Raw genomic sequence first — 19,341 nt, 5'->3', positions numbered from 1 at the left:
GCCCGGGGGTGTGCGGCGGAGCGGAAGGGAACGGAGAACGGTGGGAAACGCAGGGACGCGAAGGCACGGCGGGCGCGCGGGGGCCGCGCTGGCCGTCTGCGGGCTGCTGCTCGCGGGCTGTTCGGACTCGGGCGGCGCGAGCGGCGGATCGTCGGGTACGGCGAGCCCGTCCGCACGGGGTACGGCGAGCGGCGGCCGCACGACCGCGGCGCCGGCCACGGCCACGCCCGCCCCGCGCTTCACGCCCGACCCGGCGAAGATGCCCAAGTCCCGTGCCGCGGCACTGGAGTTGCTGCGCACGGTGACCGCTGGACCGGAGACCTACGGGCCCGGTTACGTCCGCCGCAGCCCGTACGAGAGCGACCCCGCCGACTGGCCGGTGCTCGGCACCGACTGCGTGTGGCAGCAGCAGTCGCTGCCCGACGACGTGCTGGGCAGCCTCACCCGCTACAGCAGACTCCCGGCCGCCGGCGGCAAGGGCGAGGTGCACACCGCGGCCACCGTGACCATCCACCGCACCGCGGCGCAGGCCGACCAGGAGATCGCCGAGACCCTGGAGGAGGCGCTGCGCTGCCCCGACCAGCAACTGCGGGCTACCGAGCGGATCACCGGGCTGAACTCCATGGGCACCGGTTACGACGCCAACGGCAACACATCCGCCGACGACGTGCTGGAGGAGATGGGCCATTACGACAACCCCGGCCTGGGCAAGGACCCCTTGCCCTATTTCTGGGACCAGGTGCGGCTCGGTCCGGTGACGGTCGCCGTCGCCGTCGAGGGTGGCAAGGGCTTCACTCAGGAGGATCTGCTGGTCATGCAGGCGCGAGCCGCCGCGGACATGCAGACCAAGGTGCGCGCGCTGCTGGGGGCGAAGAAGTGACCGACCGTTCGCTGCGTCCGTCCGACCCGTCCTTCGTCGGCGGCCACCGGCTGCTCGCCCGGCTCGGCGAGGGCGGCATGGGGGTCGTCTATCTCGGCCGCACCGAGTCCGGGGCGCTCGCCGCCGTCAAGGTGATCCAGGCCCAGTTCGCGCACGACGAGGAGTTCCGCGCCCGCTTCCGCCGTGAGGTGCGGGCCGCCCAGCGGGTGACCAGCCCGTGGGTGGTGAAGGTGACCGGGGCGGACACCGAGGCCGAACAGCCCTGGCTGGCCACGGCGTTCGAGCCGGGCCCCGACCTCGCCGACGCCGTGCGCGAGCACGGACCGCTGCCGCCGCGGGCCGTCCGGGTCCTCGGCAAGATGCTGGCGCGAGCGCTGGCCGCGGTGCACGAGGCGGGCCTGGTCCACCGGGACGTGAAGCCGGGCAACATCCTGCTGGCCGCCGACGGACCGCGCCTCATCGACTTCGGCATCGCCCGCTCCCCGCACGAGACCGCGCTCACCTCCGCCGACCTGGTGGTCGGCAGCCCGGGCTTCCTCTCCCCCGAGCAGGCCTTTGGCGGCGGCGTGTTGTCCCCGGCGAGCGATGTGTTCTCGCTGGGCTGCGTGCTGGCGTACGCGGTGACGGGCCGGCCGCCGTTCGGCACGGGCGCGACCGAAGCCCTGCTGTACCGGACCGTGCACGACGAGCCCGATCTCGACGGCGTGCAGGAGGAGTTGGCGGGCGTGCTCGCCCGCTGCCTCGCGAAGGACCCAGAAGCCCGGCCGGCGCCCGCCGAGTTGGACGCCGCGCTGGTCGAGGACGTGCCCTCCGGCACGGCGGACTGGCTGCCGGCCGACGTGGTCCGCATGATCGCGGAGCGGTCGGCGCGGATGCTCGCCCTGCCCGGGACCGAGGCCACCCTCGCCGAGCCGCCGACCACCCGGGCCCCCTCCCGCCGGGGTTTCCTCACGGCCGCGTCGGCCGGGGCGGCCGTGCTGGCCGTCGGCGGGGGCGCGGCGGCCTGGGCCGCGCTGCGCGGCGGCCACAGCGGTGCGGGCAAGCCGTCCGCGCCCGGCTGGGCGATCGGCGTACAGGCCGATCTCAGCGGCCCGGGCAAGGCGACCGGGCAGGCGCAGGAGCAGGGCGCGCGGCTCGCCGTGGAGCAGTTCAACGCCCGCCGCGACAAGCCGTTCACGGTGGAGCTGCGCACCGCCGACGACCGCGGCAGCGCCGACTCCGCCCCGACGGCAGCACAGCAACTGGCCGACGACAGGGACGTGCTGGCCGTCATCGGGTCGAGCACGGACGTCACGACGAAGGCCGCGCTGCCGGTGTACGACGCCGCCCTGCTGCCCCTGCTGAGCATGTCCGCCGGGCAGAACCTGTACCAGAACGTCCGCTCCTTCCTGCGCGGCCGCCCGCTGCACAACACGGTCGCGATGAAGCTGGTGTTCCAGTGGGCGGCCACCAGCTTCGCCGCCCCCGTCGGGCTGCTGCTGGACCGCAGCGGCGGTGACGTGTCCTGGATGACCGTCCAGATGGCGAACTTCATCGTCCGCGCGTACCGGCGCGACACGCACCCCCGGGTCGTGCCCGCCGGTACGACCGACCTGAAGCCGGTGCTCGACGAGATGCGCTCGGCCGGCATCCAGGCCTTCGTGTACGCCGGTCCGCTCGACGGCGCGCTGCGCGCCGCCCGGGGCCTGTCCGGCTTCACGGGCCCCAGGTACGCGGCCGAGCCGGCCCTGGATCCGCGCTTCGCCGCCGAGCCCGCGGCCGCCGGCTGGAGCGTCCTCGCCAGCGCGATCGGTCCCGGCGCGGCCCAGGTCGGCTCCTTCGCCGCCGCGTTCCGCGCCCGGTACGGGCACGCGCCCGGATTCTGGGCGGCCGAGGGCTACGACGCGGCGAACCTGCTGCTGCACCAGCTCACGGCGGCGGGGGGCCGGCGACCGGCGCGCAAGGACCTGATCGCACCCCTGTGGGCCACCAAGTACCAGGGGATCACCCGGAAGTTCACCTTCGCCCGGCAGCCGATGCAACTCGCCGCACCGGCCAGCTTCGTCCACCAGGTGAGCGGCGGCACCTTCCGCTACGTCGGGCCGGCCCCGGACAAGGCCCCCCTGCCCCGGAGGAAGTGACGGTGCGTCCGCTCCTCACCACCGACCCCGAGTCCATCGGTCCCTACCGGCTGTTCGCCCGGATCGGGGCCGGCGGCATGGGCGTGGTCTATCTCGCCCGCTCCGAGGGCGGCGCCCTGGCCGCCGTCAAGGTGATCCGGGCGGAGCACGCCGCCGATCCCTCCTTCCGCGCCCGGTTCCGGCGGGAGGCGGGGGCGGCGGCGCGGGTCGACGGCCGCTGGACCACACCGGTGCTGGCCGCCGACCCGGAGGCCGCCGCACCCTGGCTCGCCACCGCGTTCGTGCCCGGCCCCTCGCTCGCCGAGATCGTCGCCGGGCACGGCCCGCTGCCCCCGGCCACCGTGCGGGCACTCGGGGCCCGGCTGACGGAGGCGCTCGCCGCCGTCCACGCGGTGGGGCTCGTGCACCGTGACATCAAGCCCGGCAACGTCCTGCTCGCGCTCGACGGGCCACGTCTGATCGACTTCGGCATCGCCCGCGCGGGTGGCGCGACCGCGCTGACCGAGACCGACGTCGTGGTCGGCACGCCCGGCTACCTGTCGCCCGAGCAGGCGCGGGCCCGGGGCGGCGAGGTGGGGCCGCCGAGCGACGTGTTCTCGCTGGGCTGCCTGCTGGCGTACGCGGTCGCGGGCCGGCCGCCGTTCGGCACGGGCATGGCGGCGGCGGTGATCTTCCGCACCATCCACGAGCAGCCCGACCTCACGGCCGTGCCGGACGACTCCCTGCGCGCGCTGCTCGCCCGGTGCCTGGCGAAGTCGCCGGCCGCCCGCCCCACGGTGGCCGAACTCCGGGCAGAGCTCGGCCACTTCGGCACCGACGACTGGCTGCCACCCGGCCTGCCCGCGCTCATCGCCGAACGCTCGGCGCAGGTCCTGGAACTCCCCGAACCCGAACGAGCCGAGCCGCCCACACGTGTGGACCGGCCGCCGGCGCCGACGAGACGCCGGTTCCTGCTGCTGGGCACCTCGGCGGGAGCACTGGCGGCGGGCGGGGCCACCGCGGCCTGGCTCGCCGGCCGGGGCTCCGCCGCGCCCGCCGCGGTAGCCACCCGCACGATCGCCGTCCACGCGGACCTGACCGGTCCGGGCAAGGCGCTCGGCGCGGCGGTCGAGCGGGGCGTACGGCTCGCCGCGGCGCAGCACAACGCGCGCACGGACCGGCCGTTCGACCTCGCTGTCGAGGCGTACGACGACCGGGGCGAGGCCGACCGGGCGCGGACGGCCGCCCGGAAAGTGGTCGCCGACGGCCGGGCGTCCGCGGTGATCGGCCCGACCTCGGACACCACGGCGCTGGCCGTGGAGGACATCTACAACCACGCGCACCTGCCGCTGCTGACCGCGTGGGCCGGCTCGGACGACCTGTACAGCACGAAGTCGGACACCGAGCCCGCCGTGTTCCAGCTCCGTCCGCCGGACACGGCGATCGGCGTTCCGCTCGCCCGCCTGCTCACCGCCCTCCGCCCCACCGTCCGCTGGGCGCTGATCGACGACGAGGCGGCGCGCTACTACAGCTGGCTGCTGTCCGTGTCCCTCGCCAAGAGCGCACCGGCGCACGGCACGGTCGTCACCGCCACGGTCGCCGCCGGCAGCGACGACTTCGGCCCGGCCGTCGCCACCGCGATGGCGGCGCGCGCCCAGGCCGTCGTCTACTGCGGACGCTCACCCCAGCGGGCCGCCGCCTGCGCCCGGGCGCTGCGGGCCGCCGGCTTCACGGGCACGGCCGCGGCGACGGAACCGGCCCTCGACCCCGCGTTCCTGACCGCGGCGGGCACGGCGGCCGAGGGCTGGGTCTTCGCGGCCACCTTCGTGGACCCGGCACGCCTGGACTCCGCGACCGCGTTCGTCCGGGCCTACGAGAAGCGGTACGGGGCCCGCGGTGTCCCGGTGGGCGCCGCCGAGGGCTACGACGCCGCGGGGATGGCCGCCACCGCCGTCGCGGCCGCCGGGACGGGCCGGGTGGACCCCGGGACCGTGACCCACCGGCTGCGAGCGCTGTCGTACCGGGGCGTGACCCGCACCTTCGTCTTCGACCCGGCCAACGCCGGCGCGGTCCAGCTGGCCCCGGGCCTGTTCCTGTGGCGGGTCCGCCAGGGCAAGCCGGTCTTCCTCGGGCAGTACCAGCAGGTCAAGTCCGTCTGAGACGTTGTCCGGTCACATCCGTCGCCCGGCGTCCGTCAGTACGGCGGGAGACGGAGAGCGCACGGGCCGGGAGGTCGGACAGGTGGATGTGTACGAGGGTGCGGGCGTTCACGGGTGAGCCGGTCCCCCGCGCGGCGCTGGAACGCGTCCTGCGCGCCGCCGCCCGCTCGCCCTCGGGCGGCAATCTCCAGCCGTGGCGCGTCTACGTCCTCACCGGCGCCCCGCTGGCCGAGCTGAAGAAACGCGCCGCCGAGCGTGCGGCGGCCGGTGACCTTGGGGACGAGCGGCAGTACCGCATGTATCCGCCCGATCTGGGCTCGCCCTACCGGGAGCGCCGGTCGGCGGCGGCCGCCCAGCGGTTCGGGGCGCTCGGGATCCGGCGCGGGGACACCGCGGCCCGCCGGGCGGCCGTCGCCGCGAACTGGCGCTGTTTCGGCGCCCCCTGCCTGCTGCTGTGCTACATCGACCGCGACATGGGCGCGGCCCAGTGGGCCGATCTCGGGATGTACCTGCAGACGGTGATGCTGTCGCTGCGCGCCGAGGGACTGCACAGCTGTGCGCAGACGGCGTGGTCGGTGTACCACCGGACGGTCGCCGAGGTCGTGTCGCCCCCGGCGGATCCGGTCCTGTTCACGGGCCTGTCGATCGGCTTCGCGGATCCGTCGGCGCCCTGCGTCCGCACCGGCCGGGCGCCGCTCGCGGAGGCGGTGACCTTCCTGGGCGACGGCGAGGGTGACAGCGACGACGGCCCCGCCCCGGAGGGCCGCCGTACGGGCTCCTGACGACGCGCGGGCGCGTTGGGCGGGCCCCCTCCCGCCCGCGCGCTTACGGTTCTCTCAATGTGACCGACCGTCAGCAGGGGTGACGGAGAGGAGCCGTAAGCGGTGGTGGGCGATGCGCGTCGACGGGCGGCGGGGCGGGGCGGACGGCGGCGGGCGAGGGGTGTGCCGGGCAGCCGGCCGGGGTATTCCGTGCGGCTGCCGGCCTCCGCGCGGCCGCGGCGTGCGTCCGTGGCCGAGCGGACGGTGCCGTGGCTGCGGGTCGCGGCGGCCTACGCCTGGCGGCTCATCGTCGTCGGCATCGTCGTCTACGGCGTCTTCGGCCTCCTGGGCAGCTTCCAGCTCATCGCGGTCGCCCTGTTCCTCGCGCTGATCGTGACCTCCGTGCTGCGTCCGCTGACGGACCTGCTCGCCAAGGTGCTGCCCCGGCCGCTGTGCGTCGCCGTCGCGCTGGTGGGCAGCATGCTGCTGTTGCTGGCGCTGCTCGCCCTGGTGGGCAACGCGGTCGCGGGTGAGTCGGGCCGGCTGGCGGGGGAGTTCCGGGGCGGTGTGCACCGCATCGAGCAGTGGCTGGAGCGGCCGCCGTTCCGGCTGAGCCCCGGCACGTTCACCGAGTTGCAGAACCAGGTGACGCACTACGTCTCCACGCACCGGTCGAGTCTGTTCAGCAACGCCCTGAGCGGGCTGAGCCGGGCGGTCGAGGTGGTCACCGGGGGCGCGCTCGCGCTGTTCGCCTCGGTGTTCTTCATCCACTCCGGCGAGCGCCTGTGGAGCTGGATGCGTGAGGAGTTGCTGCCGAGCGAGGCCCGCCAGGCCTGGGACCGGGCGGGGCGCGCGGCCTGGCACGCCTTCGCGGGCTACACCCGCGGCATCATCATCGTGGCCGCCACCAACGCCGTGCTCGTCGGGATCGCCCTGCTCGCCCTGCGGGTGCCGCTGGCGCTGCCGCTCGCCCTGCTGGAGTTCTTCGCCGCGTTCGTGCCGCTGGTGGGCTCGCCGGTGGCGCTCGCCGTCGCCACGGTCGTCGCGCTGGCCGGGCGGGGGCCGCTGACCGCCGCGGCCGTGCTGGTACTGATCGTGGTGATCGGCCAGCTGGAGGGGCACGTGCTGCACCCGCTGGTGATGAGCTGGGCGGTCCGGTTGCATCCGCTGGTCGTCGCCGTGTCGGTCATCGCGGGCAGCATCGTGGCGGGGGTGATCGGGGCCGTCGTCGCCGTTCCGCTGGTCTCCGTGGTCTGGGCGGTGCTGCGCGCACTGCGGGCGGTGCCGCCGCCGGGCCCGACACGCCTGTGAGGAACGGCCGTTACCGGTGATCCGAACAAGGGATCAGTTGTTCCCTGGAACAGGTGATCGTCGTTCAGGAGGCCGCTGGGGCACCAGCGGGACGACCATACTCACGCTGTGCGAGTGAGGGGCTGCAGACCGTGTCCGACGCACAGGTCCCACTCACGGAACACCGCAAGGAGCAGCACGACCATGAACCTTCTCACCGACATCCTCGCGGGCCTCGCCCACTTCGTCGGGTGGCTGGTCTGACGCCGCGAGGCGCGTGAAGAAGCGCGGCGCCGTCTCCTCGTCCCACGGAGGCGGCGCCGCCGTCGTGCTGCCGCCCCCGGATCAGCGCAGCGCAGCGGCCACGAGTCCGCGGATCTCCTCCTCGTCGACACCGCCGCCGTTCACCAGCCGGTCGAACACCAGCCCGTCCACGCAGGTCAGCAGCGTCACCGTCCGCGCCTCCGCGTCGGCCACCCCCTGCGCGGCGAGGAAGTCGCACACGATCCGCCGCCCCCGGTTCTCGCGCGGCACCAGGATCTCGCGCAGTTCGGGGTGGTGCACGCTCTCGACGGCGCACGCGTAGCGCGCGAGCGAGCGCCTGCGCCCCTCCCCCACCAGCCGCGCCGCAACCAACGCGGCGATGCCCTCGGCCAGTTCGGCCGCCGTGCGCACCGCCGCCACTTCGGCTCCCGCGTGCGCCAGCTCGGCCTGGTCGAGCGCGACCAGCCGCCGCACCAGGGCGGTGAGCAGGGCCTGGCGGGTGCGGAAGTAGGCGGACGTGGTGCCGGGCGGAAGGCCCGCCGCGCGGTCCACGGCGCGATGCGTCAGCCCCCGCATGCCGGTGTCGGCGAGCACCGCGATGGCCGTGTCCGCGAGGAGGATGCGTCGGTCTGTGCTCATCCCCTCTTTCTACACCCCCGCTTCTACAGCTGTAGAGGGGCGGCGGTAGGGTCTTCTACACCTGTAGAAAAGCGTGGCGGCAAGCGCACGACGCGTGCACCACGCGAGGCCGAAAGGGGTCCGGCATGGGCGGTACGGCAGTGGTGGTCGGAGGCGGCATCGGCGGGCTGGCCGCGGCCATCGGGTTGCGCCGGATCGGCTGGGAGGTACGGGTGGCGGAGCGGTCCGGCACCCTCGCGGACGCCGGCGCGGGCATCTCGCTGCACGCCAACGGGCTGCGCGCGCTGGACGCCCTCGGCGTCGGTACGGCGGTGCGCGCAGCGGCCCGTCCCCAGTACACCGGGGGCACCCGGACCCCCGCGGGTCGCTGGCTGGCCCGGATGGACGGTGCCGCGCTCGAACGCGTCCTGGGCACCCCGATCGTGGGCATCCGGCGCGCCGAGCTGCACCGGCTGCTGCGCGCCGCCCTGCCCGCCGGCTGCCTGCGCACCGGCGTCGCCGCCTCGGCGCCGGCCGACGCGGCCCCGGACCGGGCCCGTGTGGCCGTCGCGGACGAGGTGTGGGAGGCGGACCTGGTCGTCGCGGCCGACGGGGTCGGCAGCCGGCTGCGCGGGCTGCTGTTCCCGGACCATCCCGGCCCGGTCTACGCCGGTTCGACGGTCCTGCGGGCCATCACCGACCGCCCTCTGGACCTCGACACGGACTTCGAGCTGACGTGGGGCGAGGGAGCCGAGTTCGGGCACATCGGCTTCGCCGACGGCCGGGCCGAGTGGCACGCGGTGCTCACCGCGCCGCCCGCCGTCCGCCATGCCGACCCGCTCGGCATGCTGCGCGGCCGCTTCGGCGCCTGGCACGATCCGATCCCGGCCCTGCTCGCGGCGACCCGGCCGCAGGCCGTGCTCCACCACGACATCCACGAACTGGTCACGCCCTTGCCGTCGTTCGTCGCCGGCCGGGTGGCACTGCTCGGGGACGCGGCGCACGCCATGACGCCGAATCTGGGCCAGGGTGCCTGCCAGGCCCTGGAGGACGCCGCCGCACTGGCCGCCGCGCTCGCCGGCGAGCCGTCCGTCGGCCCGGCTCTGGCCCGTTACGACGCGGAGCGCCGTCCCCGCGCCCAGGCGGTGGCCCGGGCCGCCCGCCAGGCGGGCCGCATGGGACAGCGACTCGCGCAACCGCTCGCCGTCGCTCTGCGCAACACCGCGCTCCGGCTCGCCCCGTCCGGCGCGACGATGCGGGCGATCCTGCGCCACGCCGACTGGACACCGCCGAGCCTCGGGCCCTGAGGGTGCCGCCGGCACCGCTCACCGGGCACGGCCGACTCAGACCACGGTCGCGGCGGCGACGACCCGGTCGATGTCCGCGGTGACGGGAGGGTCCACCGCGCCGGTGGTCAGTCCGAGGAGGAAGGAGGTGCGCCCGCCGTCGATGGTGATCAGCGTCATCCGCACGCGCGCGGTTTCGTCCCCGGCGGCGACCCGCAGGACGGTGACCGAGGGCGAGGAGGACCTGCTCACCCTGCTCGCCTCGGCCACCGACACCGAGGGCAGGCCGCTGTCCGACGAGGCGCTGACCGCGACCGGTCAGGCGCTGCTGCTGGCCGGTCATGAGACCACCACCGGATTCATCGCGACGATGACGGCCCACCTGCTGTCCGACCGGCGCCGCTGGCGGCGCCTGCTCGACGACCGCACGCTCGTCCGCCAGGCCGTCGAGGAAGCCCTGCGGTTCGACCCGAGCAACGGCTTCGGCATGATCCGCTACGCGCACGAGAACGTGGAACTGGGCGGCACCGGGGTCCTGCGCGGCACCACCGTGGTGTGCAGCATGCAGGCCGCCAACCGCGCCGAGGGCACCTTCGAGCGCACCGCCGAACTCGACGTCACCCGCAGCCCGAACCCCCACCTGACCTTCGGCGCCGGTCCGCACTCCCGCCTCGGCCAGGCTCTGCCCGCACCGAGATGCAGACGGCCCTGGAGGCCCTGCTCCGCCGGGCTCCCCACCCTCGAACTCGCGGTCGACCCGACGGAACTGCGCACGGTGGACGGCCTGTTGACGAGCCCGCTGGAGGCGCTGCCAGTACGCTGGTGAGCGCTCCGGGCCGGCCGGGCCAGATCCGGTACCGCCGAATTCCCTCATCAGGATGAGCGGCGCATACCGGGCACCTCGGGGGGCAGTGACGACCACGTTGTCATCACCCCGAAAGGACCACGCGCATGCGCCTGCGTACCGCTCTCGCCTCCGCCGTCGGCTCTGTGGCCCTGGTCGTGACCCTGCCGACGTCGGCCTCCGCGGCGACCGGAACCTTCCAGTACATGTACACCGGCCTGGACGGCGCCCGCCACGTGGCCACGCTGGAGCACCCGCCCGGCCAGGAGTGCCTCAACCTTCCCGGGACGGCCGGGGAGCCCGGCTTCGCGCCGAGGAACAGGACGGACGCCACGGCCCTCGTCTTTCTCGACCCGGACTGCGAGGGCGACACCTACTACGTCATGGACCCGGGCAAGGTCCTCGGCGACCGCCTCAAGCTCCGCTCGGTCGTCTTCTCCTGACCCCGGGTTCCCCCGACGCCCGTCGCGGCAGGGACGAGTCCGGCTCGCCCTGCCACGGCAACCGCCGCGCGGCCCGGGCGCGCTCAGCCCGTCGCGAGGGCCCGCAGCCGGTCGCGCGAGCCGTTGAACCGGTCGTGGTCCCCGACCGTCTTCCCGATGGAGGTGTACTGCCACATGGTGTACGTCGACCAGCCGGACGGCAGGGGCCCGGCGCTCGAACCGTAGCGGGCGATCCACAGGGGGTGGTTCGCGGCGAAGCCGGCGTAGTTGCCGGTGCACTGCGCCCACCAGTTGGTCGCCGTGTAGATGACGGCGTAGCGGCCGGTACGGGCCTTGTAGCGGTTCAGGAAGTCACGGATCCAGCGGACCATCCCGTTGCGGGACTTGCCGTAGCAGTCGTCGCCGTACGGGTTCCACTCCAGGTCGAGCGCGCCGGGCAGGGTCTTGGCGTCTTTGGACCAGCCGCCGCCGTGTTTCAGGAAGTAGTCGGCCTGAGCGGCGCCGCCGGAGCTGTCCGGGGTGGCGAAGTGATACGCGCCCCGGACCATGCCGACGCTGTACGGGCCGTTGTACTGCTGGGTGAAGTAGGGGTTGCGGTAGCTCGTCCCCTCGGTGGCCTTCGTGTACGCCCACTTGTGACCGCCGGCCCACAGCCCGCGCCAGTCGACCGCGCCCTGGTGGCTGGAGACGTCCACCCCCTCGGTCTGGCTCACACGGGACACGGTGGTGGTGTCGTCCGCGTCGGCATGGCTGCCGTCGTGGGCGAGGACGCCCATGCCCATGTACGCGGTGCCGCGCGGGGGCACGGAGGGGACCGACTCGGCCAGGGCCGCCGGTACGGACACGGTGAGCAGGAGGCCGGTCAGGGCGCCCGTGAGAGCCGGACGGAATCTGCCGCGCTGAAAGGTCGGGGAGTTTCGCACCCTCCCATCTGACCGGCGTTCGGGCCGCAACGCACTCCGGACACCCCCCAACGCGGCCATCCCGGGCCTGCCTTGGTCCGTACGGGTGGCCCCCCGGCCGCGCGCGGGCCGGTCGCGGCAGCCACCCGGGGCAGCTCCCCCGACCGGCCGGCCGCCGCCGGGCCGACGGCGGATCGACGGCGGGTCGGGTCCCGTCAGCCGTCGATGCGGTGCCGGGTCCAGAAGGACGTGAGGTCGGTGCTGGTGGCCGCCTGGGCGGCCGCCTTGAACTCGGCCGTGGTCGACACGCCGTACCAGTGTGCGGCCGCGTAGTCCTTCAGCAGCCTGGCCATGGCACTGTCGCCGAGGACGCGGCGCAGGTCGTGCAGGGCGCACTTGCCGTAGCCGTAGACGACGGTGGAGTAGCGCGAGGCGTGTGCGTCCCAGTAGGCCATGGAGTCGGTGATCTTCTCGTCGGCCGAGGCCCAGGAGACGTTGTTCCAGCAGTTGACGCCCGTCTTGCCCAGGGCGAGGTCGGTGGCGTAGTCGGTGAACGCCTCGTCCAGCCAGGGGCTGTTGTACTCGTCGTCGCCGACGACGCCGTACCACCACTGGTGGCCGATCTCATGGGTGAGGGCGGTGCCGCTGACCAGGTCCAGGACGAATCCGGGGTACTCCATGCCGCCGAACCAGTAGTGGTTGTCGAGGACGGCGTCCAGCTCACCGTAGGGATAGGCCCCGAACCGGCCCGCGTGTGCGTCGACGGCGCTCTTGGCGGTGTCGAGCATCGATTGGGCGTCGGCGGAGCTGATCCCCGAGACGGAGTAGACGTTCACCGCGACACCGGCGGACGAGGTGCCGGAGATCCTGCTGAAGGGCCCGGCGGCCCACGCGAAGTCGCGCACCTTGGACGCCTTCGCCGTCGTCACCGTACGGCCGCCGGCGCCGGGGGCGTCGGTGGAGGTGCCGGTGGCCGGGACCAGCAGGCCGCTGGGGTGGTCCAGGGTCACCGTGAAGTCGGCGGCCAGGGAGTAGAACGACTCGCCGTTGTTCGTGTAGGGGTCCAGGTGCCAGCCGGAGCCGTCGCGCACGGCGAGGACCGGCAGGGCGTTGCCGAGGAAGCTGTAGGCGCCGTCGTGTCCGAAGCGGTCGGCGCCGCTCGGCACTCTGATGCCGAGGTCGAAGCCGACGGTGGCGCTCTGCCCCCTTGCGAGCGGGGCGGGCAGGTCGACCTTCAGCGCCGTGCAGTCCACGGTGGGCGTTCCCGCCGTGCCGCCGGTGACGTGCGTGACGCGGACGGGCATGGCGTCACAGGTGCCGTGGTAGTTGTCCCACAGCCGCAGGTAGACCTCGTTCAGCTCGGTGGCCGAGGCGTTCGTGAAGGTCACGCTCTCGTGCCCGGTCCACTCGGTGCCGGTCGTGTCGCTGCTGATGTTCACGGTGTACGAGGGCGCGGCCGGGGTGCGGGTGGCATCGCCCGGCGCGGCCGCGCCGCCGGAGGTGTCGAGCGCGATGTCGTCGAGGACGAAGCTGGTCCGCAGGCCGGCGTCCTCGGTTCCGGTGAAGGCGAGGTCGACGGTCCGTCCGGCGTAGGCCGACACGTCGAGGGCCTTCTTGACGTACCCGGTGTTCCTGTCGAGGTTCGAGTACGCGGCGAGCGTCCTGCCGTCGATCGCGGCGGTGAGCCTGTCGTACGCGGTGGAGGTCGTCGTCTCGGCGGTGTCGATGTGCAGCCAGAACGTGAGGGTCGCCGTGGCGCATCCGGCCGGGATGGTGACCCGCTGACTCAGGGTGTCGGTATGGGTGCCGCCGGTGCCGCCCAGCAAGGCGTAGGAGCTGCCGCCGTGGGCACTCTGTCCGGCGCGGTGGGTGAGCAGAGAGGACGAGGAGGCGGTCCAGGACGAGGCGCCGTTCTCGAAGCCGCCGTCCCTGACGACCTGCGCCGCGGCGCAGGCGGCGGCCGTGCGGGGCGCGGCCTCGTGGGCGGCCGGCCGGGCGGCGGCGGGGCTCGCCGGGAGGACGAGGGCGGCCAGCGCGGCGACGGTGAGCGCACCGGCGCCGAGGGCGTTGTGGGGGGTCGGTCTCACACGCTACTCCTTTGCGGCGGCCGGCATCCCGGCCTGCTCGGTGACGGCCGGCCGGCTGGGGTGGGCGCCGGCGCGGCCGCGGACGGGGCTTGCGCTTTCGCTGCACCGAGAGGTGCGCCGTGCCCTCGGGACCGGGGCCCGGACTGCGGAAAGAGTGTCAGATTTGACCGGGTCATGCCAGAAGCTGCGGAGAGCGCGATCGGGTCGGGTGCCGTGGAGACGTGGAGACGTGGCGGATCAGGCCGGGCGCAGCGTCATGAAGAGCGCCGCCAGTTGCGTGCCGTCCGGCGCCTGCCAGCCGCGGGCCACATGGCCCAGCGCTCCCTCGGGACGGGCCGGCGACTTCCCGGGGACAGGGGTCGGGGCTCGGTGCACCCGCAGGACCATGCCGTGCGGCACCGCGATGCGGGTGCCCTCAGCGTCGTCGGCGGGCTCGGGCGTGAAGGCGTCCGGCGCGAGGGGGCCACCGGTGTAGGAGCGGACCACCTCGTGGTCCGGGGTGTCATCGATGCTCTGGGCCTGCGCCTGGGCCCGCCCCTCGAACAGGGCGAGCGACTCGGCGACCAGCACCGGGTCGTGGCAGCCGTCGTAGGCCCAGCGCTTGCCCAGCACGCCGTGCTCCATCGTGCCGACGAGCGCGTGCTCCGCACCGGCCAGCGGTGCGCCGCGGTACGTCAACGGGACGATATAGGCCGTCGGTTCGGGGGTGGAGGTGTCCGTGGCCACCATGAACTCCATCCCGACCTCGCCCGCGGGGTCGTCCAGCCGGAAGCCGCCGGACTTGGTCAGTACCGGGGCACCGGGGCCGCCGCGGTACCAGGGGCGGGAGGGCAGCCACCCGGTGAGCAGCTCCAGCTTGGTGGGCTTGAGGGTGGTGTGGTGGATGATGGCCATGACGGCCCCCCTCCTGACGTCGCGAGTCGCTGTCCCCGCAGCTTCGCACACCCTTCCCGCCGGCCACCCGCCCGCACCGGCCGCTGTCGGGCCAACTGGCCACACCGGCCGGGGCGGTGCCGTCAGGCGTGGGCGGAACTTCGGGCAGTCGGCACCGTAGCCCGGGGCGGCGAGCTCGTAGGTCTGCGCGGCGTACTCGTACGAGGTGGCACGGCCCGCGGGCAGCCGCCTCGCGCCGGCGGCGGTGCGCGCCGGGCCGGTCCTGCCGATGTCGCTGCGGGACACCAGGTGTCGTCGGCGGCCACCTGGGCAACAACTCGCCGGCGTGCAGAGGGACATGGGTCTTCGGGTACTGGCTCCGCAGGGAGGCGACCATCCGCATCCGCAGGCGGTGGTCGCGCAGCGAAACACGCGAGGTGACCTCGCCGAACTCGCCTGACGTGTCGAACACCGAGGTTTCCCCGTGCACGATCCGGCCGCTCCTGGCACGGGTTGCGGATGGAGCTGCCACTCCACATCGTCTGCCCCGGGCTGCGCACCCTCGATCCAGACCGCCCAGGCCGGGGCATGAGTCTCAGGGCTCGCCGAAGGGCTACGCGACGGCCGCTCCTCAACAAGGACTCCAGCGCGGGCGGTGACCGGTGCTCCACAGCTCATCAACTCAGCCGTCTGAACGTCTAGGAAGAGGCGTTCCCAGCTCACGACGCGCGACCAGCACCCGGCACTCCTCCGGCACCGGGCCGACAGACCCCACGCACACCCCACACCCAGCCGGCGCGGTTGCCCCGCCACGCGCAACAGGCCCCCAGGCCGTTCCCCTCCCCGAAGCCGATCCCGGCCGGCGACGACACGAAGCTCACCGGCTTCGACAAGTTCGTCGAAGCTGCCGCCCACAAGAAGGCTTTCCCGCTCGGCCGCAGCTTCTTCGGGATCGAAGTCACTGAAGGAAAGTGACTCCAAGACAGGTCCCGGCGGACTGAAGAACCAAGCCGACGACGTGCAGTAACGGACCCCGCTCATCAGCCTGACGACCCCGTTCGTCACACTGACGCCGTGCCTCGAATAGCCACCGCCACCTCGTCCCGGCTGGTCCGTCGCCTCACCACCGTGGCGTTCTTCGGTCCGCCGATGATCGTCGGGCTGTCGCTGCTGACCGCCGATCCGGACTGGAGCGGGCTAGGACTGGTACTCGGGACCTTCGCGCTGATCGCGACTCTCACGCTGATGATCATCGCAGCGCCGAACGGGTGGTTGATCGTCGGCGGGGTGATCGTGGGGATCGCCGCGCTCTCCGGACCGGGGCCGGTGCTGCAGGCCGAGGTGGTGGCGCACCAAGGGCAGCGGGTGGAGGTGCGGGTCACCTCGGTGAAGACGTACCAGGGCAAGCACGGACCGGAATACACCTGCCTTCTGGCGCGGGTGGACGGCAAACCACTCAAGCACGCCGAGCTGGGCAACGACTCCTGCGACGGGCCGATGGAAGTCGGGCAGACCGAGGACGTGCTCGTCGACCCCCACGGCTGGACGGCGCCGCAGCTGGCCGAGACGGACTACAACGGGCTCGACATCGCCGCCTGGGGACTGCCCGTGGTAGTGGTGCTCTTCGAGCTGCTCGTCTGGCTGTCCCGGCGGGTCGGGCTACGCCGGTTCAAGAGCCGCTGACGGCGCCCGGGCCCCGGAAGAACGTGGCCCGGCCCCCGCACGTGGCGCGGCCGCTCGCTCGCACAGCCGCACTCCCCCCTCGTGATGGTGGGCATCGGCGTGCTCGGCACCAGCCCGGACTGGCTTCCGGCGGCGCTGACCCTTGGTGTGCTGACCGTGGCCCGCGCGATCGCGGTGCTGACGGCGACCGCGACCAAGGGTGTTCTTCGCCGCGCGGATCAGCGGACTGTGCCGTCTCCGACGGGTGGGGGGGGGCCGACGACTCACATCACACTCGCTGTGACCTTCCAAGGCACCACAACCGTGGGACAGACACGCCCCGGATCGGGTCGGCAGCTTCGCGTCGCGCTGACTGTGACCGTCCCGGTACTCTCGGCGTGGAAGACCGCTGTTGCAGCGCCGGTAGGTGTCGTAGAGCTGGCGGTCCGTCGGAGCACCGAGGGGGCGCTGGACTGCGGGACACTCCAGACGCAGGTGAGCCCGTCCACGCGGGAGCCGGTAAGGCGGACTTCGATGTCGTCGCCCGCGTGCGCAGTCACGGACCGGCCGTTGTCCGCGTTGGTGAGCACCGTGCGGCTGGCCGGCAGGGGCGATGCGGGGCTGTCAGCAGCCGCCGGCGCCGCCGCGCATGCCATGACGGTCGCCAGGGCCAGCCCCATGCCCCACGGAGCGGCAGACCACTTCGTTTCCACACGTCTTCCTTCCCTTGATTCCGCCGGACGGAATATCCCTCCCGGCGACGACAAGCCAATCCTTCCGGTCGGCGCGACATGGCAGCGAAGAGCCGATTGCAAACCACCCCAACGAGGGTTGGCGGACCGGTTCCGACGGGCAGGCCTAGGTGAACAGAAGCGCCGACGTCTTCTTGAGAGCACCGCGTTCCTTGGCAGAGGAGTGCAGGGCGTCCTCCCCTACTTGGCCGAGGTCGCCGAGGGAGGCGGGGCATGGGCTGCGGAGCATCAGGTGCTCGTGTGTGGTGGACGAGGATCAGCTCGCCTTCGGGCGTGCAGTCCGTTACGCCGAAGACACCCTGTTCGAGGTAGGGGTCGGCAAGGCCGGAGGCGGCAAGACCGAACGCGCCCTGGCGCAGGCGATGGGCTGGGCGCATGCGGGCGGCGGACTCGTCTTCGTCGACGCAAAGGACAACTCGGCCGCACTGCCATAGTGCGTGTTTGATCTCTCCCGGAGGCAGTGCAGGGTGTATCCCATGGCATGGACAGCACCACCGGTCGAGCGCAGCAGGCAGCTAGGCGACCTGGGTACCGTAACTGAGCGTCAGATGTTGGAGGGTTGGCTGGGCTGGCACCGGGAAACGTTGCTGGCCAAGTGCGCCGGGCTTGAGCCGGCCCAATTGGCGCGGACGACCGTAGAGCCGTCGAACCTCACTCTCCTTGGCTTGGTTCGGCACATGGCGGAGGTCGAGCGATGGTGGTTCCGACGAAGCTTTGCGGGTGAGGACATCGGCGATGTCTTCACTGGCCCGTCAGATGGCAATGAGGGACTCGACGGAGTGCACGCAGCCGATGCGGAGAGAGACTTCGGATTTTTTCAGGCCGAGGTCAACGCGTGCGACGCGGCGGTGGCCGGGCACGACCTCGACGAGACTTTCATGTCCTCTCGCGGAGTTTCCCTGAGCCTGCGCTGGGTCTACGTGTTGATGATCCAGGAGTACGCCCGCCACAACGGCCACGCCGACTTCCTTCGGGAGCGGACCGACGGGGCGACGGGCGACTGAGCTTCCTTCTCAGGCCGACCGGGCAGCAGGTGCCCCGGAGGTGGCGGGGCTCCGAGTGGCCACGGGCCCGCGCGATCATGGAGTCCTCCACGCTCGGTGATCGCGAAGGACATCCGTGCCCGCACTGCCATCTTGCCTGCTCGAGCCCCTCTGGAACCAGTTCGTGGCGCTCCTGCCCGCTCAGGGGGAGTTCTCGGCACCAAGGCTCCGTGTGGCGGCCAGAGTGCGGGCCGGTCCCCGGTTGATGCGGCACCCATCTGGCTGCGTCAGGGGGCAGCCGAGGCAGGAGCCACCCTGGGTGAAGAAGAAGGTGGGCGCGCCTGAGCGATGCCCGCCGACGAAGCGAGTGCCCGGCCGAGCCGTGATGCCGCCGTCCCCCGGTTCGACTCGGCCGGGCAGGGCCGTCCCCTGGCGCTGAAGGCGGCCAGCGCACGGCCGGAGGCCGCCTCGGTGGCTTCGCCGCAGCGGTAGTCGGCGGGCTGCTCCTGGCGGGAGCCAACGTGGGGACGGCTGAAGCCGGCCAGGCGAACCAGAGCTTCACCGATCAGGCCGTCGCGGCTCACCTGACCCACTCCCAGCGCGCCGCGCTGCAAGCGGAAGTGGACATACAGTTGAAGCGGACAGGCGGCACACAGGTCAGCCTGGACGAGATCGACTACAGGGGCGGGAAGACGTTCGTAGCCATTCCCGGTGAGAAGCATCCCCGCGACTTCGTCCACAGCCACGGCACCGCGTACGTCTACGACCACTGTCCGGGCGACCCCGGTCTCTACAACGGGTGGTTCTGCGCCTACAGCCAGGCAGACTTCGCGGGGAGCGAAGACCAGTGGTACGACTGCGGGTCCTACCCAATGAACTTCGGACGCGGCGGATCATGGGTGAACAACCAGACCAAGGGCCGCCAGGCGCGCATGTACGGCAAGCGCGGTGACCTGCTCTACACCACCCCGGGCGCATACAGCTCCGACAGCAATGGAGACTGGTACTACGTGTGGTCTGTGAGGCCCTGCTAGGGCGCTGCCGGCCGCCCCGCGACCGGCAGCGGTGAGGCCCCGCACCTTCCGGCGCTGGTGCAGGGCCTTACACGCTCGGGACTGCGCGCTACAGCAGTCCGATGTTGGTGAGCGGGACGTTCCAGTCGTCGCTGCCGACGTCGCCATGGCCGCCCCGCGCCGCGGCCGGTGACACACACAGCAGCAACCCGGCGAGGGCAACGGCCAGGGCGGCGACGACACGACGCTTCAAGATTCCTCCTCGACGGTGACAGCACTCACCACCCTCATCCGGGCCGACCGCCGCTGCTGACCCGGACACGCCGCTCAGCCCGCGGATTCAGTCGCTCGGCGGCAGCGCCCCCCAACCGATCAGCAGACGAGTGGGGCATGGTTCCCCGGTCACGGAAGTGCAGCGCCCCGCT

At 73.0% G+C, this 19,341-nt stretch carries 20 protein-coding genes; 13 read left to right on the top strand and 7 right to left on the bottom strand.

The genetic code is table 11. The features are described 5' to 3' along the window. Window positions 1-40: 40 nt before the first annotated feature. The 5 genes from ACZ60X_RS07795 to ACZ60X_RS07775 all read left to right on the top strand — a co-directional run bounded on the left by ACZ60X_RS07795 (window position 41) and on the right by ACZ60X_RS07775 (window position 7,210). Window positions 41-880 carry a hypothetical protein gene (locus ACZ60X_RS07795; protein ID WP_469594684.1) on the top strand — a complete coding sequence of 280 codons (840 nt, stop codon included), beginning with the start codon at window positions 41-43 and terminating at the stop codon, window positions 878-880. After that, window positions 877-3,000 carry a bifunctional serine/threonine-protein kinase/ABC transporter substrate-binding protein gene (locus tag ACZ60X_RS07790; RefSeq protein ID WP_469594681.1) on the top strand — a complete coding sequence of 708 codons (2,124 nt, stop codon included), beginning with the start codon at window positions 877-879 and terminating at the stop codon, window positions 2,998-3,000. Before ACZ60X_RS07795 ends, ACZ60X_RS07790 begins: the two co-directional genes overlap by 4 nt. 2 nt (window positions 3,001-3,002) lie before the next feature. Beyond that, window positions 3,003-5,138: a bifunctional serine/threonine-protein kinase/ABC transporter substrate-binding protein gene (locus ACZ60X_RS07785; RefSeq protein ID WP_469594677.1), complete on the top strand. Its 2,136-nt coding sequence runs from the start codon at window positions 3,003-3,005 to the stop codon at window positions 5,136-5,138. Between the two features lie 86 nt (window positions 5,139-5,224). Next, entirely contained in the window at window positions 5,225-5,920 is a 696-nt protein-coding gene (locus tag ACZ60X_RS07780; RefSeq protein WP_469594674.1) for a nitroreductase, read from the top strand. Between the two features lie 105 nt (window positions 5,921-6,025). Further along, window positions 6,026-7,210: an AI-2E family transporter gene (locus ACZ60X_RS07775; RefSeq protein ID WP_469595949.1), complete on the top strand. Its 1,185-nt coding sequence runs from the start codon at window positions 6,026-6,028 to the stop codon at window positions 7,208-7,210. Between the two features lie 324 nt (window positions 7,211-7,534). Here the strand turns inward: ACZ60X_RS07775 and ACZ60X_RS07770 are convergent, their stop codons facing one another. Continuing rightward, complete coding sequence (locus ACZ60X_RS07770) at window positions 7,535-8,092, bottom strand: TetR/AcrR family transcriptional regulator (protein WP_469594671.1); 558 nt, start codon at window positions 8,090-8,092, stop codon at window positions 7,535-7,537. 125 nt (window positions 8,093-8,217) lie between these two features. Here ACZ60X_RS07770 and ACZ60X_RS07765 point away from each other — a divergent pair, with 125 nt between their 5' ends. Then, on the top strand, window positions 8,218-9,378 hold the full coding sequence (locus ACZ60X_RS07765; protein ID WP_469594669.1) for an FAD-dependent monooxygenase: 1,161 nt from the start codon (window positions 8,218-8,220) through the stop codon (window positions 9,376-9,378). 36 nt (window positions 9,379-9,414) lie between these two features. On the opposite strand, the gene ACZ60X_RS07760 is transcribed toward ACZ60X_RS07765, so the two are convergent. Then, a complete protein-coding gene (locus ACZ60X_RS07760; protein WP_469594666.1) occupies window positions 9,415-9,609 on the bottom strand; it encodes a hypothetical protein in 195 nt (64 codons plus the stop codon). On the opposite strand from ACZ60X_RS07760, the gene ACZ60X_RS07755 reads away from it, so the two are divergent. Together ACZ60X_RS07755 and ACZ60X_RS07750 are read left to right on the top strand one after the other, a co-directional pair. Then, window positions 9,581-10,183, top strand: a complete 603-nt coding sequence (locus tag ACZ60X_RS07755; RefSeq protein WP_469594664.1) for a cytochrome P450 — start codon at window positions 9,581-9,583, stop codon at window positions 10,181-10,183. The genes ACZ60X_RS07760 and ACZ60X_RS07755 overlap by 29 nt on opposite strands. 125 nt (window positions 10,184-10,308) lie before the next feature. Further along, on the top strand, window positions 10,309-10,644 hold the full coding sequence (locus tag ACZ60X_RS07750; RefSeq protein ID WP_469594661.1) for a hypothetical protein: 336 nt from the start codon (window positions 10,309-10,311) through the stop codon (window positions 10,642-10,644). An 83-nt stretch (window positions 10,645-10,727) separates the two neighbouring features. Here ACZ60X_RS07750 and ACZ60X_RS07745 read toward each other — a convergent pair whose 3' ends face one another. The 3 genes from ACZ60X_RS07745 to ACZ60X_RS07735 form a co-directional block, all read right to left on the bottom strand. After that, entirely contained in the window at window positions 10,728-11,627 is a 900-nt protein-coding gene (locus tag ACZ60X_RS07745; protein ID WP_469594659.1) for a lysozyme, read from the bottom strand. A gap of 134 nt (window positions 11,628-11,761) precedes the next feature. Continuing rightward, on the bottom strand, window positions 11,762-13,633 hold the full coding sequence (locus ACZ60X_RS07740) for a M1 family metallopeptidase (protein WP_469594656.1): 1,872 nt from the start codon (window positions 13,631-13,633) through the stop codon (window positions 11,762-11,764). A gap of 237 nt (window positions 13,634-13,870) precedes the next feature. After that, the gene (locus tag ACZ60X_RS07735; protein ID WP_469594653.1) at window positions 13,871-14,527 is read right to left on the bottom strand and encodes a maltokinase N-terminal cap-like domain-containing protein; all 657 of its coding nucleotides are present in this window, start codon (window positions 14,525-14,527) and stop codon (window positions 13,871-13,873) included. Between the two features lie 780 nt (window positions 14,528-15,307). Here ACZ60X_RS07735 and ACZ60X_RS07730 point away from each other — a divergent pair. After that, window positions 15,308-15,481: a hypothetical protein gene (locus ACZ60X_RS07730; RefSeq protein ID WP_469594650.1), complete on the top strand. Its 174-nt coding sequence runs from the start codon at window positions 15,308-15,310 to the stop codon at window positions 15,479-15,481. 153 nt (window positions 15,482-15,634) lie between these two features. Next, entirely contained in the window at window positions 15,635-16,189 is a 555-nt protein-coding gene (locus tag ACZ60X_RS07725; RefSeq protein WP_469594648.1) for a hypothetical protein, read from the top strand. 837 nt (window positions 16,190-17,026) lie between these two features. Here ACZ60X_RS07725 and ACZ60X_RS07720 read toward each other — a convergent pair. Next, window positions 17,027-17,149, bottom strand: coding sequence for a hypothetical protein (locus ACZ60X_RS07720; protein ID WP_469594645.1), 123 nt, complete (start codon window positions 17,147-17,149; stop codon window positions 17,027-17,029). A gap of 16 nt (window positions 17,150-17,165) precedes the next feature. Here ACZ60X_RS07720 and ACZ60X_RS07715 point away from each other — a divergent pair, with 16 nt between their 5' ends. The 3 genes from ACZ60X_RS07715 to ACZ60X_RS07705 all read left to right on the top strand — a co-directional run bounded on the left by ACZ60X_RS07715 (window position 17,166) and on the right by ACZ60X_RS07705 (window position 18,937). Continuing rightward, complete coding sequence (locus ACZ60X_RS07715) at window positions 17,166-17,354, top strand: hypothetical protein (protein ID WP_469596019.1); 189 nt, start codon at window positions 17,166-17,168, stop codon at window positions 17,352-17,354. Between the two features lie 42 nt (window positions 17,355-17,396). Further along, complete coding sequence (locus ACZ60X_RS07710; RefSeq protein ID WP_469594643.1) at window positions 17,397-17,924, top strand: DinB family protein; 528 nt, start codon at window positions 17,397-17,399, stop codon at window positions 17,922-17,924. 500 nt (window positions 17,925-18,424) lie between these two features. Further along, window positions 18,425-18,937 carry a peptidase inhibitor family I36 protein gene (locus tag ACZ60X_RS07705; RefSeq protein ID WP_469594640.1) on the top strand — a complete coding sequence of 171 codons (513 nt, stop codon included), beginning with the start codon at window positions 18,425-18,427 and terminating at the stop codon, window positions 18,935-18,937. A gap of 88 nt (window positions 18,938-19,025) precedes the next feature. Here the strand turns inward: ACZ60X_RS07705 and ACZ60X_RS07700 are convergent, their stop codons facing one another. Next, a complete protein-coding gene (locus ACZ60X_RS07700) occupies window positions 19,026-19,169 on the bottom strand; it encodes a hypothetical protein (protein ID WP_469594638.1) in 144 nt (47 codons plus the stop codon). Window positions 19,170-19,341 lie beyond the last annotated feature (172 nt).

The sequence above is a fragment of the Streptomyces sp. NPDC104106 genome (assembly GCF_055584345.1).
This window is presented reverse-complemented; position numbering and strand designations above follow the sequence as displayed.

Bases quoted from the DNA above. Each gene is read 5' to 3' on its own strand.
- ACZ60X_RS07765 (WP_469594669.1), top strand. From the start codon at position 8,218: ATGGGCGGTACGGCAGTGGTGGTCGGAGGCGGCATCGGCGGGCTGGCC.
- ACZ60X_RS07710 (WP_469594643.1), top strand. From the start codon at position 17,397: ATGGCATGGACAGCACCACCGGTCGAGCGCAGCAGGCAGCTAGGCGAC.
- ACZ60X_RS07745 (WP_469594659.1), bottom strand. From the start codon at position 11,627: ATGGCCGCGTTGGGGGGTGTCCGGAGTGCGTTGCGGCCCGAACGCCGG.
- ACZ60X_RS07720 (WP_469594645.1), bottom strand. From the start codon at position 17,149: ATGCTCCGCAGCCCATGCCCCGCCTCCCTCGGCGACCTCGGCCAAGTA.
- ACZ60X_RS07750 (WP_469594661.1), top strand. From the start codon at position 10,309: ATGCGCCTGCGTACCGCTCTCGCCTCCGCCGTCGGCTCTGTGGCCCTG.
- ACZ60X_RS07735 (WP_469594653.1), bottom strand. From the start codon at position 14,527: ATGGCCATCATCCACCACACCACCCTCAAGCCCACCAAGCTGGAGCTG.
- ACZ60X_RS07770 (WP_469594671.1), bottom strand. From the start codon at position 8,092: ATGAGCACAGACCGACGCATCCTCCTCGCGGACACGGCCATCGCGGTG.
- ACZ60X_RS07780 (WP_469594674.1), top strand. From the start codon at position 5,225: ATGTGTACGAGGGTGCGGGCGTTCACGGGTGAGCCGGTCCCCCGCGCG.